Raw genomic sequence first — 17,195 nt, 5'->3', positions numbered from 1 at the left:
ATTGCTTTCTTCAAAGCTATCTACCATTTTATTAAGCTTATTTTTCGCGCTATAAATAGCCATTATGTTTGAAGAACTCATCCAAAAACTGCAAAAATTTGACACCGTGGGTGTTTTTTCGCATATCCGTCCCGACGGTGACTGCATTGGTGCCCAAGTGGCGGCCTGTCTCTGGCTGGAAAAAAATGGAATAAATGCTATTGGGTTTAATGATGATAATGTTCCATTAAATTTACAATGGCTTGCTGAATTCTATCCTATCCAAGAACCGAATGAGAAAGCACTGAATAAATGTGATGCATTCTTAGTGTTGGATGGAAACTCCCCCAAGCGTTTTGGCAGTTACTCCGATTATATTCAGGATTATCCGAAGCCGTCGTTTATGGTTGACCACCATCCCGATCCACATGATGGTTTTGATTTGAGTATCTCGGTTGAGGAGGCGTCATCAACGTGCGAGCTTATTTTTCATCTCTTTTTGCAAAATGATGTCTCACAGGTAGACGAGAAAGTGGCGAAAGCTCTTTATACTGGCATTTTAACGGATACCGGATCGCTGCAATACGACAGCGTTACGCCCGAAACTATGAACATTGCTTCAGAATTGTTGCGACTGGGTGAGTTTCGTCCCAACGAGGTGGCCGAAAAAGTGTTTTCGACGAAAAGTCTCAACCAGCTGCATTTGCTTAGCAAGGCGATGAGTACGATTGAGTTATTTGAGGACAATCAAATAGCTATTATGTACGTTACGAAAGAGATGCTGGAAGAAACCAATACTACCAATGACGATTGCGAAGGGTTTGTAGCCTATCCGCTGAGTGTAGCTGGTATTAAAGCTGCAATATTATTTAAGGCGCTGGGTGATGGCGTAAAGATGAGTCTTCGCTCCAAAAGCAATGATGTCGACGTTAATAAATGGGCACGAAAAGTAGGAGGCGGAGGCCATAAAAAGGCATCGGGTGCATGGCATCCGGGACCGCTCGAAAAAGCGATCGAAGACTTGGTAGAGATTGGTGCCGAACAGCTTGTTAGCGTAGATAAGTCGTAATAAACTTGGATCTTTTTAATGGTTAAGCAATCCGTTTTAAGTGCAGCGGTGGTCCTGTCTGTTTTAATAGCAGGATGTTTGGATAAACAAAGTCATTCTCAGTCAAGTAGCAATTCTAAGGTGACTGAGGCATTAGGAGCAAGCATTTCTACCGTATTGGGAGATTCTATGTCTAATTCCAATTCGGCAGAGCAATCCCAAGGTAACAGTAATTACGAACAGCCGGTAGCACAAACGAAAGATCCCGATGAGCAAATCAGCACCAGTCGCCAAACGGCTATAACCAGAGCGGTGAAGAAGGTAAGTCCGGCTGTGGTGAGTATTACGGTCACAGAAATGGTACAGGGCGGACGCCGATTAAAGTTCAGTGAGTATTATAATCGATTTGTTCCGGTGCCCATTGAGCGGGAAGTTAGCAGTATGGGATCTGGATTTATTATTAGCTCGGATGGGTTGGTAGTTACGAATCAACATGTAGCGAATGAACAGGCTAAACGCGTAGTTGTTTCTTTGCCGGATGGGGAACAATATGAGGCTGAGGTATTGGGTGAGGATGAACTTGCCGATTTAGCGTTGTTAAAAATTGATGCAGATCGCACATTCCCGGCCGTAGAATTTGGAGATTCAGATAGCGTGTTAGTTGGGGAATGGTCGCTGGCGGTAGGCAATCCGTTTGGATTATTTGAGTCTGCAAAGCCGTCGGTTACAGTGGGAGTTGTGAGTGCGATAAATCGTGATTTTCGTCCCAATCCTAATGAACCACGGGTATATATGGATATGATTCAGACTGATGCCGCTATTAACCGGGGGAATTCAGGAGGTCCGCTGGTTGACAGTGAGGGAAAAGTAATCGGTGTCAATACCTTTATTTTTACCGGGGGTACCAGCGGTGGTAATGTGGGACTCGGTTTCGCCATCCCCAGTAAGCGGGTGCAAAAAATTATCGATCAGCTGTCAAGTACCGGGGAGGTAACATTGTCTTATGATCCCGGCTTGAATACTGTTGAAATGACCCGTCAATTAGTAATGAAATACAATTTGCCGGCAACCCGTGGTTTGTTGGTTAATAGTGTAAATAAAGACGGGCCGGCTTTTGAAGCTGGAATTGTGCCGGGCGATATTATTTTAAAAATCGGGAATGAGCGAATACAAAGTAAGATGCATGCACAGGCTCTATTTCGAGAGTATCAGGAGGGAGATTCGATGCGGGTAGAGCTATTTCGCAAAGGGGACCGCTATGAAACCAAAATGTATCTGCGTAAAAGAGTAAAAGAATAGCGTTCTATTTAGATGCTATTTTCGATTTAAAAACTTTTCCACACGCTCTTCATGTAGATCACTTTCCCAGAATTGAGCAAATGAATCGAGTTCAGCTTCAATTGCTTTCCAGCGCGCCTGAGTAGAACGCATGGCTCCCTCTTTCAGGTTTTTGATAAATGAACGGTCATTTTTCGTGAGATTTTGAGCTCGCTCCCAAATTTCATCTTGCCAATCGCTACTTTCAGTTATATGGTTAATAAGGTTATGGCGGAGAGCTGTTTGTGAGTCTATGACTTTTGCCTCTGCCAGCCAAAGTAGAGCTGTAGAGCGTCCTACCTTTTCGACTAAACGGGTAAGTCCGCCCCAGCCGGGTGGCAAATAGAACTTGCCTTGGGTAAATCCAAAAGTAGCGTGCGGAGCCGCTATTCGAAAGTCGAAAGCAAGCATCATTTCACACCCGCCCCCATAGGCTGCTCCATTGACAGCGGCGATCGTCCAGCAGGGCAGTTGTTCGATGCGTTTTAAAATGGCGAGCATGCGCTTGGCCATCGGTTTTGCCTCTTCTGCTGTTTTGATGGTGTGGAACTCTCGTAAGTCTCCACCGGAGATAAAGGTTTTTTGGCCTGATCCCGATAAAATAAAACAGCGAGTGGTAGCATCATGCTCGAGTTCGTCGAGTAGGTTTTCAAGTTTATCCATCACCCCAAAGTTGATCGCATTGTGTGATTTGGGGCGATTGATGGTGGCTCGGCAAATATGATTTTTCTGTTCGATTTTTACAATGCTCACTGTTAGATTAAGGCTTGTTTGAATTGGGTATTAAAACGAAATCTATATGTATCTTGTCAATAAAGAAAAGATAAATCGGTCGCTTTCGGCAAAAATTGTTGATGCGCGCGTAGCCCAGGTATTTAATACGTTTAAGGATGTACTGGTAACGTCATCATTTGGCACTACCTCGGCTGTGCTGTTGCACTTGTTAAGTAGAATAAAGCCCGGTTGTCCTATCTATTTTATTGATACCGGATATCATTTCGAAGAGACTATTTCGTACAAGCAGCGGCTAACACGCTTGCTGGATTTAAATGTCATTGATTTGCGTCCCGATCCGGCGGAGCATGCTCATACGTTTAAAGAGGAACTTTGGGAAGATAATCCCGATAAGTGTTGCGATATTAACAAGGTTGAGCCATTAGATCGTGTTAAGGAGAAGTATAAAGTTTGGATGTCAGGACTTATCGGCTTTCAGGATAGTCATCGCAATAGCTTGCCTATTATGGATGATGATAATGAGCTTATAAAATTTTATCCACTTATCGATTGGAATTCATCACTGGTGGAAGAATATATTGAAAGCCATGGTTTACCGGAGCACCCGCTGAAAGAGGAGGGATTCGATTCTATAGGTTGTACGCACTGTACCTCCAAGGGGGAAGGCCGCGAAGGCCGCTGGAGTGACTTTTCAAAAACTGAATGTGGATTACATCGTTAAGAGACTCGAAATCCGATTACAAATCTTCTACTTCATAATCAATTTCCTGTTTTTGGGAGTTTTTAAGTAGCCACTTTTGATATTCTTCGTTGCCTTCCTGTTCGGTTAGCTGTAGCGAGATAATACAGGGGCATTCATAGCTGTGGAGATCCTTCACGCGATCTGTAAGATTTTGAACGTTGTGATAGGGCGTTTTTGCAATTAGGATGGCTTCGGTGTCTTCCACAATTTCCTCTTCCCAGCGGTAGATAGTTTCCATACCGTCAATAATATTGACGCAAGCCGCCAGGTTCTCTTTAACAAGTTTTTTACCAATAGATTTGGCTTCTGCTTTATCTTTTGTGGTGATATAAACCAAGCGAAGGTTGTAAAACATGAGTGCGAATCGTCAGGGTTGGTGTTTAGTTGTAGTGTATGAAATTACAAAATTGAAGCTGTGACTCATAGCCCGAACACTAAAAAATTGCGCATTATTAATGTTGATATCAGATGAAAAAAGCCATATTTTTCGAGACTCTCAAAATCTGGTAAATGTAAATATTTGCAGATTAGTTGAGCACTTGCGAGAGTGGCGGAATTGGTAGACGCGCTAGATTTAGGATCTAGTGCCTTTAAGGCGTGGGGGTTCGAGTCCCCCCTCTCGTACATACATCTTTTATCACTTTTACCGTTCTAATAAAATACTATTTGGAGTAGTCCTGTGGAAATAACAGTCAATGACATCACCTCTGTAGACAAGGAATTAATTATTTCGGCCGATCGCGAAGATTTGGAGCCGAAGTTTAAAGAGGCCTATAAAAAATATCGCGGACAGATTAACATGCCCGGATTTCGTCCTGGCAAAGTACCTATTAAAATTGTTCGCAAGCGTTTTGGAGACGAAATCGAACAAGAAGAGGTCAGTAAATATGTTCAGGAGGTTTTTGAGAATGAGGTAGTGCCTGAATATGAACCGGTTGGGGAAAGCGAGATGCTGGAACTAAACTGGGAAAATGATGAGCTCGAGGCAAAGTTCAAGATAGGAGCACGTCCGGAATTTGAGTTAACTGATCTCAGTGAAGTTGGAGTGGATCGCCTTGTCCATGACGTTACGGATGAAGAAGTGGGCGAAGAGCTCGATCGACAGCTAAAACAGCAGGGTAACTGGGAGGTTGTTGAGGAAGAGATTACGGAAGACAACCGCGTAACTGTTGATGCTATTCCGTTGGATGATGACGGAGAGCCCGACGAAGAGAATAAAACGGAAGAAACCATTGATTTGACACAAGAAGAATCAGAGCAGTTTCGCGATGATCTTCTCGGTCATGAAGTGGGTGATGAGATTGATGTTGAAATTGGTCATGATGACCACACACACAGCTTTAAGCTTAATGTTAAAAAGGTTGAGAAGCTGCACAAAGCTGACCTTACGGATGAGTTTGCCAAGGAAGCCTCAGACGGAGAAGCTAAAAACGTGGATGAGTTTAAGAGTCTGATCAAAAGTAAGATTCAGGATTATTACGATCAGTCGGCGGATGATCTGTTTAAGAACGATATCATTGATTCGCTTGTTGATAAACATGACTTTGACGTTCCTGAAGTGTTTAAGAAACAGGTGCAAAACCAATATGTTGAGCGTGTAAAGCAGCAGTCACAGGGACAGTTACCCCCTGATTTTGATGAAGAGGAATACAAGGAAAATATGGAAGATCGCGCGATTCGCGATGCCAAGTGGTTTTTCCTTAATGAGAAGCTGCAAGAAAAATTTGACGATATCGAGATAAAACCCGAAGATATAGATCAGCACTTAGAGGCTGAAGCTTCGCGCTATGGCATCAGTGTCGATCAGATGCGGAATATGTTTGCACAGAATCCGCAGCAGCTTGAGAGTTTGAGAAACAGTATTCGTGAAGAAAAGGTGTTTGACAGGTTAAAAGATGAGGTTAACATCAAGGAAATTGATAAAGAAACCTATCAGGAAAAACACGACGAAGATATTGAGGCGTAGTGCCTACAACATTAGTTATTGAATAAAACTATTATTTCTGATTTACTTATGGAAAAGCAACCATTATACGAAATGCCAAGCGATGCAGGAGATACAGACCGTATCCAGAATAATAATCTGGTACCGATGGTCGTCGAGAAGACGGAACGTGGTGAACGGGCATTTGATATTTATTCGCGCCTGCTTAAAGATCGCATTATCTTCTTGGGCACCCCTGTTAATGATACAGTAGCAAGTTCTATTGTAGCACAGATGTTATTTCTTGAATCGGAAGATCCCGAGAAGGATATAAACCTGTATATTAATAGCCCTGGTGGAGTGGTTTCTGCAGGTTTTGCAATCTATGATACTATGCAGTACGTTAAATGTGATGTTGCCACCACCTGTGTGGGGATGGCGGCATCGATGGGTGCGCTGTTGTTAGCAGGTGGAGCGGCAGGTAAACGAAATCTATTGCCTAATTCCCGTGTTATGATTCACCAGCCATTGGGCGGTGTGCGCGGTCAAGCCAGTGATATTGAGATTGAGGCACAAGAGATTTTACGCATCAAAAAACTGATTAGCGAAGTACTTGCTGAACACAGCGGAAAATCGGTAGATCAGGTTATGGAAGATACCGACCGTAATAAATGGATGGCTGCTGAGGAAGCAAAAGAGTACGGTTTGGTTGATAACATTATGAAGCGTAAAAAAGAAGAGTAAATTTTAAGACTTTCAGTTAGAGGACAATGAGCGACCAAGAAAATAACAACGAAAAAACAATTCACTGTTCGTTTTGTGGACGATCAAGCCATGAAGTAAACAGCATGGTCGCCGGCCCTAACGACGTGTATATCTGCGATCGATGTGTGGCTGACGCCTCCGGCATTGTAAAGAGTGATCTGGCCTCGATGTCAGAAAAGCGGGAAAAGAACTATAAACCGCTGTTGAAGCCGGCCGAGATAAAATCCCGACTTGATGAGTATGTCATAGGTCAGGAGGGAGCCAAGAAAACTCTTTCGGTAGCAGTATATAATCACTACAAGCGTGTTAGCTCGGAATTAGGTGATGAGTTTGATGATACTGAAGTGGAAAAAAGTAATATCATGTTGCTGGGCCCAACGGGTTGTGGAAAAACCCTGTTAGCTCGAACAATGGCTGATGTTATTGATGTTCCGTTCACTATTGCCGATGCAACGGTACTAACGGAAGCCGGTTATGTGGGAGAAGATGTGGAGAGTATCCTATCAAGCTTGTTACAGGCATCTGATTATGATGTAGAGCAGGCCAAGCGCGGTATTGTTTATATTGATGAAGTTGACAAGGTGGCTCGTAAAAGTGATAATCCCTCTATAACGCGTGATGTTTCCGGTGAAGGAGTACAGCAGGCCCTGCTTAAAATTTTAGAAGGAACGGTAGCTAATATTCCGCCGAAGGGTGGACGTAAGCATCCCGAACAGAGTTTTATACAGGTTGATACCTCGAATATCCTGTTTATTTGTGGCGGAGCTTTCAGTGGATTGGAGGAAATTATAGCCAAGCGCCTCTCGGTAAGTTCACTTGGATTCCATTCCGAGGAGCAGGTAACATACGATAAGGATGATCCCGATATTTTTACCCACGTCGAAGCACAGGATCTGCAGCGATACGGTTTGATTCCGGAATTGATTGGTCGTTTACCTGTAATTTCAGGCTTGCATCAGCTGGATGAAGATGCCATGATCAAAATTCTGGTACAGCCCAAAAATGCACTCGTTAAACAGTATAAAAAGCTTTTCCAGATGGAAGGGGTCGAGCTTGTATTTGAAGAGGATGCGCTCGAGATTATTGTTGAAAAAGCTCTCGAACGAGGTACAGGTGCACGTGGGCTGCGTTCCATTATGGAAAAATCCATGCTGGATATTATGTATACCCTGCCCTCAATGGATAATATTGAACGGTGTGTAATAACCCGTGAAACGGTTCTGGATGAAGCACCGCCCGTTTATGAGAAGCGCAAAGCTTCTGCTTAGAAAATAGGAAAAAAGATTAGTTTTGAAGGCATCATCAATTCGGTGATGCCTTTTTTATTTTGTAAAATATACCGGTAGATTTTTTTAATGGGATATATATTCTATCCGCATTGGTATGAGAATACAACTTACATCCAACAGAATAAATATTGTTTTAGTGGGATTTCTTATTCTGCTTGGGATTGGTTCGTTTGCCTATAATCAATATTTGGTTAACAGAATTCTTACACAGGAGCGGTCGGGGATAGAGCTGTGGGCAAAAGCCATAGAGTATACAGGGAATCCTACTCAGGAAGAGATCAGCCAGAACCTGTTGGCTGCTTCCAATTACCTTAGGACCAATGCAAGTGCTGCAGTACCCGATAGTGTGATTAACATGATCGAAAAGGCTGAGGCCGACCGGGCCTCTCAAACATTTGTCACTCAGGAAATTGTACTTAGTGAAGATCGATTCCAAGTGCCGCGCATTATTGTTGATGAACGAGGGGATGTGATGTTTACGAATCACGTTGACGAGACGGTTGATCAAGATTTGATCGATCGATTTGCGGCCATGCATGATCCCATAGAAATAACGCTTGGTGATGAGGAGTATTCCCAGACCCAATATGTGTATTATGGGGAAAGTCCGACCGTGCGGTACCTTCGATATTTTCCGTATATCCAGTTGAGTTTGCTGGCGGTACTGCTTGGGATCGGATATATAAGTTATCGAACCATTGCTAAGTCCGAGCAATCAAACTTATGGGTGGGAATGACCAAAGAGGCAGCCCATCAGTTGGGGACACCTTTGTCCAGTTTGTATGGATGGGTGGAGCTGCTTCGGGAGGAAAAGGATGATGACTTTACACAGCGAATATGTAACGAGCTCGAAAATGACATCAGTCGGCTTCGAGGCGTGGCCGAACGATTTAATAAAATTGGATCGAAGCCGGAGCTAAATGCTCAAAAGCTGAATCCTATTTTAGAAGAGGTCATGGATTATATGGAGCAGCGTTTGCCCCAGCTGGGTAATAATGTGGATGTGCTGCGGAACATTGATTCCAATGTGCGTGCCAAGGTTAATCCGGATCTTTTTCAGTGGGCTCTGGAAAACCTGATCAAAAATGCAATGGATGCTATCAAATCCAACACTACAAAATCATATGTGTCAGTAAAGTTGGAGCGGGTAGAGAGCGAGGTGTTTATCGATATTACTGATTCAGGCGTCGGCATCGAAAAGAAATATCAAAGTGAGGTTTTTAAGCCGGGATACAGCACTAAAAAACGGGGCTGGGGATTGGGGCTAAGCCTGACAAAACGAATTATAGAAGAGTATCATAAAGGAAAACTGGTTATCCATAAATCGGAGTTGGGAGAGGGAACCACCATGCGTGTTATTTTAAAGGCCGTTGAAAACCCGGTGGCGGTAGAAGATGAATCGGAAGTGACAAGAGCGTAGTGCTCTATAATAGCACTAATCCTCTTTATAGCCCCGTTTTTCGGCATATTCTTTGAGTTGGGCTTTCAAAAGATTTCGTCCGCGATGTAACCGTGATCGAATGGTACCAATGGGAACATCCAGCATATTGGCAATTTCTTCGTATGTAAAGCCTTCTACATCACAAAGCAGCACGACAGTACGGAAATCTTCTGGTAACTCCTCCAGGGCTTGGGAGATATCATCATCAACAAGCTCACGAAACATTTTATCTTCAAGGTCAGAGGTGTCCGTTCGGTCGGCCCGGATTGTTTCATAAAACTCCGACACCTCATCGTAATCAACCTGGTTGGGTTGTTTAGATTGCTTTCGGTAGTTGTTTATATAGGAGTTCTTGAGGATACGGAATAGCCATGCCTTAGCATTGGTGCCTTTTTCGTAGCTGCTGAAAAAGCGAAACGCCTTGACAATAGTATCTTGTACAAGATCCTCGGCATCACTTGGATCAGAAGTAAGGCGAAGGGCAAAATTGTACATAGCATCCAGGTGAGGAACAATTTCTTCCTCGAAATCCTCCTGTTTTTGGATCTCCTCTTTTGTAAGTTCGGCCATCCCGATAGCTTAACTGTTGATGGTTAAGTCAGTATTATTCAAATGATGTATCAAGTCAGTGTTACCTAAGCGTAACACACTCAAATCAATAGCACTTTCCCTTAAATTGAAATATAACAAATCTTATGATATCAATTATGGTTTTAAAACGTTAATTGTTTTAACTGATATACCCCATAGTTAATATAAATGTTCTGTTTAATCATAGGGTAAACAAAGATGGTTTCTACTTTTAACTTCTTACGAAATCAAGTTTGTTAATAGACGATAACCATCAGGTCGTAAATGGCGTGTGTCCATGCTGCCATACCAAATCCACGCCATAAATAAATGGCGTTGAGTGCCAGTCCGAATAAGAAACGAAATAAAAATGAACCTAATGTAAAGGGATCACCAAAAGCGCCCACATAGTGAACTAAACTAAAAATCACAGCGGCCAAAAGAATTGCAGAGGCAAAAGCTACCGATTGTTTGGCAAAGACTTTTTTGAAAATAAAAAGCAGGGCTGATACTAAGATGACCCGAAAGAATAGTTCTTCATATAATCCTGCCCCCAGTGAGAGTGCCAATTGCTGCAGCGTGGTTAAACTTTCGATGGGTGATGTTTGAACTATCTGTAACAACCCACTGACAGTCGTATTAATTAAAAGGGCCAGAAAAAAAGCATAAAACGAGGCTTCGATGAGCATAGTAAAAAAGTAGCTCATCTTTAGCGACGATAATTTCTTTCGTTCGCGATAGAGAACAAACATACCAACGAGTGCCACTAAAATAAGGGTAATAGAGAGTACATCTTTACCGATATATGAGAATAGCGTTTTAATCCACACATCCACAGAGATGCGAACCACTTGTTCTGAATCAGGCTGTGCCAGAAAAATGAGCACTTCGTAAAGCAATAATAGCGGAAGGCTAATTAAATAGCTGTACAGAAGGGTATGTGTGGACGAAAAATAATGTTTTATCGATTGTCGAATATTGCTCATTGATTTTGATAAATAGTCACAGTAGACAGATTATCACTAAAGTTAAGCGTTTGCCAGGCAGCGGATGACAGCTTGAGCCCGTTTCCTGAATGTCGATCATTGATGCGCACATATACGCCCCGATTATTGTCGTTATTTTCAATGTAGATAACAGATCCAAGCGAGATGTTAGAATGGGCTGCTGTTAAGTCATTTGGGTTGTACAGTTCACCGTTGGTAGTTGGATTTCCACGCTCATTTTTACTGTATTGAGACACTGCCGTAGAACCCAAATCCTGCATACCGGAACTCATCAAATAAGGATTTTCGTAGGTTCTGGTAGGTGGAGCCAAGACAGTGATTTCACTTCCATCTTTAAAACGGTTTTTATCTATCGAAGGGTTCAATGCCCGAAACTCCTGTTCGTCCATCCGGAATTTATTGAGCAGATCCTGCAGCGTTTTTGTCTCTCCGGATACGGTATGAACCATAAACTTACCCTGGGGCGAAGACTCAATACCCTCGTCAGCGACAGAGGGCGGCGGTGAAGATTTACCGCGGACTGTTAGTTGCTGTCCCACCCTGATGGTATTGGACGTCAGATCATTTAGTGACTTTATTTCCTCAACAGACATATCATGTTCTTGAGCAATTTTGTACAACGAATCGCCACTTTTGACGGTATAATAGCTGTTGTTTTGGGGGTTATTTTCAACCACCAGCGACTGTTGTTCCTGATTGTTGGGTTCGGATGGATAAATCGTAAGTTGTTGACCTACTTCGAGGTTATTCGTCGAGAGTTCGTTCCAGTTTTTAATTTCGGCAATACTCACGTTATACTGCTTGGATATCGAGAAAAGCGTTTCTTGTCGTTGTACAGTATGTGTGATGGCAGAATCAGGTGAGGGGGCACTAACAAGCAGCGTTTGTCCGACCGAAAGTTCATTGCCGCGCAGATTATTCCATTCTCTTATTTGCTCCACTTCGTTATCATACTGTTGGGCAATGCTAAACAGGGTTTCGCCCTGCTTTACGGTATGCGATTGGCTTTGGGCCAGAGTAAGTGTTGTAAGCCCAAGAAATACAATGAAAAAAAGTAATAATGGTTTCATCATCCTCATCAGCTCGATCGTTCTTCCATTTCCATTTTAAGTTGTTGCAGCGCTTCTTTTAGTTCTTTCTCTGTGCGTTGTTCATCCTGTTCATTAGCTACCGTTATCCCTTTTTGATACAAGGTTTGTGCATCGTCCAGTCTGTCCAGCGCTTCATACAATTTGCCCAAGTGGTAATAAACTCCTACGTATTCGGGATCGCTCGACAGAATATCCTCAAACAAAATGCGCGCCTTTTTAAACGCTCCTTCCTTACGGAATTCCAGCGCCAGAGCGAACTTCGAAAACGAGTCCCCGGGGTTGTGTTTAATCTGCCGGGCCAGCTGTTTTATCTTTGATTTTTGATCTGAACTCATAACGTATTACGGTAACGTTAAAGTTGTACGAGGTATTTTATGTTCCGGTAATAAGATACAGAAATCAATAAAGTATGTGGTGTTTTAATTAATTTCTATTTTTCAATTATTTCTGTTTTGATATCGTTCTTCGATTTCCTCGATTGAATCGCCCCCGAACTTTTCCAGAAACGCATTAGCCAGCACGGGCGCAATTACACTTTCCATTACAACAATGGCCCGAGGCAGGGCACATACATCCGAGCGTTCGTATCGGGTATCTTTATTTTCTTTGGTTTCGATATCCACGGTGTCGATGGGTGTAAGCATGGTAGGGATGGGCTTCATTACGCCGCGAATAATCAGGGGCATGCCCGTTGTTACGCCACCTTCGAGTCCGCCCATACGATTGCTTTTTCGTTTATAAGTGTCATCTGCATACATAATTTCGTCGTGTACAACCTGACCGTGCCGGCGACCGGACTCAAATCCTTGCCCGATTTCCACACCTTTCATAGCCTGGGTGCCCATAACAGCCTGGGCTATTTGTCCTCCGAGTTTACGATCCCAGTGGACAAAGCTGCCGAGACCTTCCGGCAGACCGGTAACAACGACCTCCCAATGTCCGCCGAGTGAGCTGCCTTCTTTTCGACGTTTGATAATCAGTTCGCGCATCTCTTGGGTAAGTTCTTCATCGAGGCAACGTACAGGAGATTCGTCTGATTTTTCAAAGATCGTTTCTGCCCCTTGTGCAGCAAGTGGATCAACAATTTCGCGCACATCTTCCCAGGAATTCTCGTAGCCCACACTGCCGATACGGGTTACATGTCCACCGATTTCAATGCCAAAATGCTTAAGGAATTTTCGAGCGATTGAGCTGCAAGCTACGCGCATGGCTGTTTCGCGGGCACTGGAACGCTCGATGGCGGGACGTATATCATCATAACGATACTTTTGCACGCCCGTTAAGTCGGCATGGCCGGGACGAGGGACGGTAATCTTTTCGACATCTTCACCATCTCCTTCTTTTGCTAACACTTTGGGCCAGTTAGAGTCATCTTTTTCGTGGGCACGATTCGGCATCTGCATAGCAATGGGGGCGCCGGTTGTTTTACCGAAACGGACCCCCGATGAAATTTCGGCGCGATCTTTTTCAAATGCCATGCGTCCGCCGCGGCCGTATCCTTTCTGGCGACGTGCCAGGTGTAGGGCAATTTCCTCTTCAGTGATAGGGAGTCCGGCAGGTATGCCTTCGACAATGCCTGTAAGTTGTGGGCCATGCGATTCGCCAGCCGTTAAATATCGTATCATGCAGATTGTATATTTTTTTCAGATGTATTTATTTCATTTATGAAATCGTAGTTGGAGACCCTTTCTTCAAGCGTTCGAAAATCTTCACACCCTTCTTCACGAAGGTGTTTAATACGCTCAATATCTCCCAGAACAATAAGTGAGTCACCAACTGAAATTTTATCATCGCTACCGGGATTAAATCGGATATTCTGTTGGTCCTCAGGAATAATGGCAATTATAACCACAAAATATTTTTGCCGAATTTGCGCTTCGGCCAGAGTTTTGTCAGCAAGATCAGATCCTTCGAAAATCTTCACCTCATCAAATACATGATCTTGCGTAGTGCCTCCCAATATTTGATCCATAAATTGATCAACATTCGGGCGTAGAATAACATTCGCCATTCGGTCGGCCCCAATTTCGTAGGGAGAAATCACTTTGTCGGCACCGGCTCGCTTAATTTTTTTAGTATTATGATGGTGATTCGTGCGCACAAGAATAAAGAGTTCAGGATTTAATTCTCGAGCTATGAGCGTTGTAAATACATTATCCTGATCGCGGGAGAGGGTGCAAACCAATCCCTTGGCCCTTTCAATACCGGCCTCTTTTAGTACATCTTCATCTTGTGCATCTCCATCAACGTATAATAATTTATCATCCTTAATTCGTTCAATACTACTTTCCCTGTTATCAATTACCACAACAGATATATTAGCGTCTTGAAGTACTTCGGCTATGCGATGACCTATACGGCCATAGCCGGCTATAATATAATGGCGTTCCATTTTTTTTAGTTGCTTTTTCATAGCACGTAATCTAAAAATTTCACTTTCAAAAATAAGCTGTGTGGTTTGAGAGGCAATATATGAGATGACTCCGATCCCCATTACAAAAAGAACCATCGTCAAAATACGTCCACCCTGTGAGAGGTTTGTGAGTTCTGCAAATCCGATAGTGGTTATGGTGATGAAGGTCATATAAAATCCATCAAAGAATTGCATGCCTTCAATAAAGTGGTAGCCAAGCGAACCAACTATAAACACAACAACCAATATACTAATAGCTATAGTGATTCTAACCACTATAATACTGTCAATGATATCGTCGTAAAAACGGAACATATAATGGTTATTGTTGTGATTAATTTGCAGTAGGTTAATATAGTTGAAAAATTAAAGCGTATGAAATGACAACGACGTATAAATTTAATAGTTTCCAGCGTTCTTTTAGCACAATATGATATATGGAAGCATTAGAAAAATTAGGAAAGTACAGCCTGCTATTATATAGGTCATTACGCTCGCTATATGAGGTAGATACGTACAAGAAAAATCTTGTTAACGAGCTTTTAAAAATTGGGTATGAATCAGTGCCTATCGTATTATTGACGGGGGTTTTTACCGGTGCCGTAATGACTATCCAAACGGCCTATCAACTTGAAATTGCCTTTGTTCCGATTTCGATTATTGGCGCTATTACTTCTGAATCTCTGCTTATTGAGCTTGCTGCGGTGATTACAAGTTTGGTTTTGGCCGGAAAGGTGGGAGCTCGTATTGCTACTGAGCTGGGGACTATGCGCGTGAGTGAGCAAATTGATGCTCTGGAATCGATGGGGTTTAACTCCGTTTCATTTTTGGTACTGCCTCGTGTACTTGCGGGATTAATTATGTTTCCCATGCTGTATATTTTTGCCAGTATTTCGGGAATAGTAGGTGGTATCGTTGCGGGAGCTATTTCAGGGGCTATTCCACCTGCCGAGTTTATACAGGGCGCACGACAATTCTTTTATCCCTGGGATGTTACCTTTGGTATCCTTAAAGCTTTTGTGTTTGGATATGTAATAACTTCCGTATCGTGTTTTAAGGGATATTATGCCTCCGGGGGGGCCGAAGGAGTAGGAAATAGTACCACACAGGCTACAGTTTTAAGCTGTATTTACGTATTATTGGCCGACTTCGTACTGGCAGCCGTGTTCTTATAAGATTCAATAAATTGCGATGATAGAAATACGAAATCTAAAAAAGAGTTTTGGTGATCTCCTCGTGTGGGAGGATGTCTCATTTGATATTGAGGATGGTGAGACCGTAGCCATTATTGGACGCTCCGGTTGTGGAAAATCGGTGCTGGTTAAGCATTTGAATGCGTTGATGTATCCTGATTCCGGAGAAGTAATCATTGACGGGGAGAATGTATTTGATCTGGAATATGTAGCCTTACGGAAAATGCGTCAGCGGTTTGGTGTTTTATTTCAGGGTTCGGCACTCTTTGATTCGCTTAATACCTTTGAAAATATTGCGTTTCCGCTGCGCTATTTTACAGATTATTCCGAAGGAGATATTACTAAAAAAGTAGAAGAAGCACTTGGATTGGTAAATCTTGAAGGAACCGGTGAAAAATCACCGGCCGAGCTGTCGGGAGGCATGCGCAGGCGTGTGGCTTTGGCCAGGGCTACTATTTTGGAGCCCGATTTTTTAATATATGATGAACCGACTTCCGGACTTGATCCGAGGACCTCTTCTGAGATTAACAAGCTGATAATCTCAATGGCCGAAAACTTAAATATTACATCTATTGTTGTTACTCACGACATTCATAGTGTGCTCGAAATTGCCGAAAAAGTAGTATTCCTTGAAAATCAGGGAATGTGCTGGTATGGTACGGTAGGTGAAATGCGTAAAAGTGACAATAAGGAACTGATGGACTTCATTACTGCAAGCGAGTATCAAATAAGAAATTAACAGGAGTTATTTTGAAGATTAGCAACGAATTAAAAGTAGCAATAACAATTTTAGCCGCTATTGTATTGGGTTTTATCGGATATCGCCTAATGAGTGATCTGCCCGTATTTCGGCAGTCGCAGGTTATCCATTCCACCTTTGATCGTACCGACGGGCTTTCTCCGGGAAACTATATCTATATAAATGGAGTAAAGGTGGGTTCCGTTAAGAAAATGGAACTGACTGAAGATGACAGTGTGGCTGTAACGTTTAGTTTCGAGCTCGGGGTAGATATCCCTCGCAACTCAGTAGCCTATCTGCAGTCATCAGGACTGTTGGACGAGAAAGCCATTATCGTTGAACGAGGTGACTCTTCTGAAATGCTTGAGTATGGGGATACAATAAAGGGAGAATACCGGGCAGGTATGATGGAAGTTTTTAAAGATGAAGGACAGGAGCTCAGCGAGGATGTTTCAGACTCATTTGAAAAGTTAAATCGTTTTCTGGCTCAGCTCAATAATGTGCTCGATGATGATGCCAAAGGGCGAATAGACAGTGTTTTCCAAAACCTACATAACACATCCGATGATATAGCCACTATTCTTGATAACAGGCGTACCGAGATAGAGTCAAGTATCAGACATGCCGAGCGGTTCTTGGCGAATGTGGATACGATGAGTTCCCGTAATAAATCAAAAGTTGATTCTGTGCTCACGGGCCTGGATAAATCTTTGAAAGAGCTTGAAGTTCTTAGCAAGGATCTGAATAAAACGAATAACGAGCTGCAGGAAATTCTTACCAAAATTAATGACGGGGAAGGAAGTCTTGGAAAGATGATTAACGATCCGGCGTTGTATGATAATTTAGAAAGTATGACCGGGGAGATGGATTCGTTGATTAAAAATATCAATGAAAATCCTCGGAAATACCTTAAGCATATGCGGCTTATCGAGGTATTTTAAA

18 protein-coding genes and 1 tRNA gene are annotated in these 17,195 nt (G+C 42.9%); 11 read left to right on the top strand and 8 right to left on the bottom strand.

What is annotated here, in order from left to right; all coding sequences use genetic code 11:
- Positions 1-64 precede the first annotated feature (64 nt).
- Both CK503_RS02960 and CK503_RS02955 read left to right on the top strand, forming a co-directional pair.
- A complete protein-coding gene (locus tag CK503_RS02960; protein WP_095605301.1) occupies positions 65-1,048 on the top strand; it encodes a DHH family phosphoesterase in 984 nt (327 codons plus the stop codon).
- Positions 1,049-1,168: 120 nt separating this feature from the next.
- Positions 1,169-2,326 carry a S1C family serine protease gene (locus CK503_RS02955; protein ID WP_255233318.1) on the top strand — a complete coding sequence of 386 codons (1,158 nt, stop codon included), beginning with the start codon at positions 1,169-1,171 and terminating at the stop codon, positions 2,324-2,326.
- A gap of 15 nt (positions 2,327-2,341) precedes the next feature.
- Here the strand turns inward: CK503_RS02955 and CK503_RS02950 are convergent, their stop codons facing one another.
- Positions 2,342-3,097, bottom strand: coding sequence for an enoyl-CoA hydratase/isomerase family protein (locus CK503_RS02950; RefSeq protein WP_095605299.1), 756 nt, complete (start codon positions 3,095-3,097; stop codon positions 2,342-2,344).
- A 46-nt stretch (positions 3,098-3,143) separates the two neighbouring features.
- On the opposite strand from CK503_RS02950, the gene CK503_RS02945 reads away from it, so the two are divergent.
- Complete coding sequence (locus CK503_RS02945) at positions 3,144-3,800, top strand: phosphoadenylyl-sulfate reductase (RefSeq protein ID WP_095605298.1); 657 nt, start codon at positions 3,144-3,146, stop codon at positions 3,798-3,800.
- A 16-nt stretch (positions 3,801-3,816) separates the two neighbouring features.
- Here CK503_RS02945 and cutA read toward each other — a convergent pair whose 3' ends face one another.
- Positions 3,817-4,176, bottom strand: coding sequence for a divalent-cation tolerance protein CutA (gene cutA, locus CK503_RS02940; RefSeq protein WP_095605297.1), 360 nt, complete (start codon positions 4,174-4,176; stop codon positions 3,817-3,819).
- A 186-nt stretch (positions 4,177-4,362) separates the two neighbouring features.
- Here cutA and CK503_RS02935 point away from each other — a divergent pair.
- The 5 genes from CK503_RS02935 (at position 4,363) to CK503_RS02915 (ending at position 9,219) form a co-directional block, all read left to right on the top strand.
- Positions 4,363-4,445 (top strand) — tRNA-Leu (locus tag CK503_RS02935).
- Between the two features lie 55 nt (positions 4,446-4,500).
- A complete protein-coding gene (tig, locus tag CK503_RS02930) occupies positions 4,501-5,787 on the top strand; it encodes a trigger factor (RefSeq protein ID WP_095605296.1) in 1,287 nt (428 codons plus the stop codon).
- A 72-nt stretch (positions 5,788-5,859) separates the two neighbouring features.
- Positions 5,860-6,489 carry an ATP-dependent Clp endopeptidase proteolytic subunit ClpP gene (clpP, locus tag CK503_RS02925; protein ID WP_095605543.1) on the top strand — a complete coding sequence of 210 codons (630 nt, stop codon included), beginning with the start codon at positions 5,860-5,862 and terminating at the stop codon, positions 6,487-6,489.
- A 26-nt stretch (positions 6,490-6,515) separates the two neighbouring features.
- Positions 6,516-7,778, top strand: a complete 1,263-nt coding sequence (gene clpX, locus CK503_RS02920) for an ATP-dependent Clp protease ATP-binding subunit ClpX (RefSeq protein ID WP_095605295.1) — start codon at positions 6,516-6,518, stop codon at positions 7,776-7,778.
- A gap of 115 nt (positions 7,779-7,893) precedes the next feature.
- Positions 7,894-9,219 carry a sensor histidine kinase gene (locus tag CK503_RS02915; RefSeq protein ID WP_095605294.1) on the top strand — a complete coding sequence of 442 codons (1,326 nt, stop codon included), beginning with the start codon at positions 7,894-7,896 and terminating at the stop codon, positions 9,217-9,219.
- 15 nt (positions 9,220-9,234) lie between these two features.
- Here CK503_RS02915 and CK503_RS02910 read toward each other — a convergent pair whose 3' ends face one another.
- The 6 genes from CK503_RS02910 to CK503_RS02885 form a co-directional block, all read right to left on the bottom strand.
- Positions 9,235-9,810 carry a sigma-70 family RNA polymerase sigma factor gene (locus tag CK503_RS02910; RefSeq protein ID WP_095605293.1) on the bottom strand — a complete coding sequence of 192 codons (576 nt, stop codon included), beginning with the start codon at positions 9,808-9,810 and terminating at the stop codon, positions 9,235-9,237.
- 257 nt (positions 9,811-10,067) lie between these two features.
- A complete protein-coding gene (locus tag CK503_RS02905; protein ID WP_255233317.1) occupies positions 10,068-10,796 on the bottom strand; it encodes a CPBP family intramembrane glutamic endopeptidase in 729 nt (242 codons plus the stop codon).
- Positions 10,793-11,890, bottom strand: coding sequence for a LysM peptidoglycan-binding domain-containing protein (locus CK503_RS02900; RefSeq protein WP_176466187.1), 1,098 nt, complete (start codon positions 11,888-11,890; stop codon positions 10,793-10,795). The genes CK503_RS02905 and CK503_RS02900 overlap by 4 nt, the downstream gene beginning before the upstream one ends.
- A 5-nt stretch (positions 11,891-11,895) precedes the next feature.
- Entirely contained in the window at positions 11,896-12,243 is a 348-nt protein-coding gene (locus CK503_RS02895; protein ID WP_141239869.1) for a tetratricopeptide repeat protein, read from the bottom strand.
- A 102-nt stretch (positions 12,244-12,345) separates the two neighbouring features.
- Complete coding sequence (gene aroC, locus CK503_RS02890) at positions 12,346-13,533, bottom strand: chorismate synthase (protein ID WP_095605291.1); 1,188 nt, start codon at positions 13,531-13,533, stop codon at positions 12,346-12,348.
- A complete protein-coding gene (locus CK503_RS02885; RefSeq protein WP_095605290.1) occupies positions 13,530-14,636 on the bottom strand; it encodes a potassium channel family protein in 1,107 nt (368 codons plus the stop codon). The genes aroC and CK503_RS02885 overlap by 4 nt, the downstream gene beginning before the upstream one ends.
- Before the next feature lie 122 nt (positions 14,637-14,758).
- On the opposite strand from CK503_RS02885, the gene CK503_RS02880 reads away from it, so the two are divergent.
- From CK503_RS02880 to CK503_RS02870, 3 genes are read left to right on the top strand one after another with little or no spacing between them, the layout of a single operon-like run.
- Entirely contained in the window at positions 14,759-15,496 is a 738-nt protein-coding gene (locus CK503_RS02880) for an MlaE family ABC transporter permease (protein WP_095605289.1), read from the top strand.
- 16 nt (positions 15,497-15,512) lie between these two features.
- Entirely contained in the window at positions 15,513-16,253 is a 741-nt protein-coding gene (locus CK503_RS02875) for an ABC transporter ATP-binding protein (RefSeq protein WP_095605288.1), read from the top strand.
- 11 nt (positions 16,254-16,264) lie between these two features.
- A complete protein-coding gene (locus CK503_RS02870) occupies positions 16,265-17,194 on the top strand; it encodes an MlaD family protein (protein WP_095605287.1) in 930 nt (309 codons plus the stop codon).
- The last annotated feature ends 1 nt before the right edge of the window (position 17,195 follow it).

It is taken from the genome of Fodinibius salipaludis (assembly GCF_002287075.1).
GTDB lineage: Bacteria > Bacteroidota > Rhodothermia > Balneolales > Balneolaceae > Fodinibius > Fodinibius salipaludis.
This window is presented reverse-complemented; position numbering and strand designations above follow the sequence as displayed.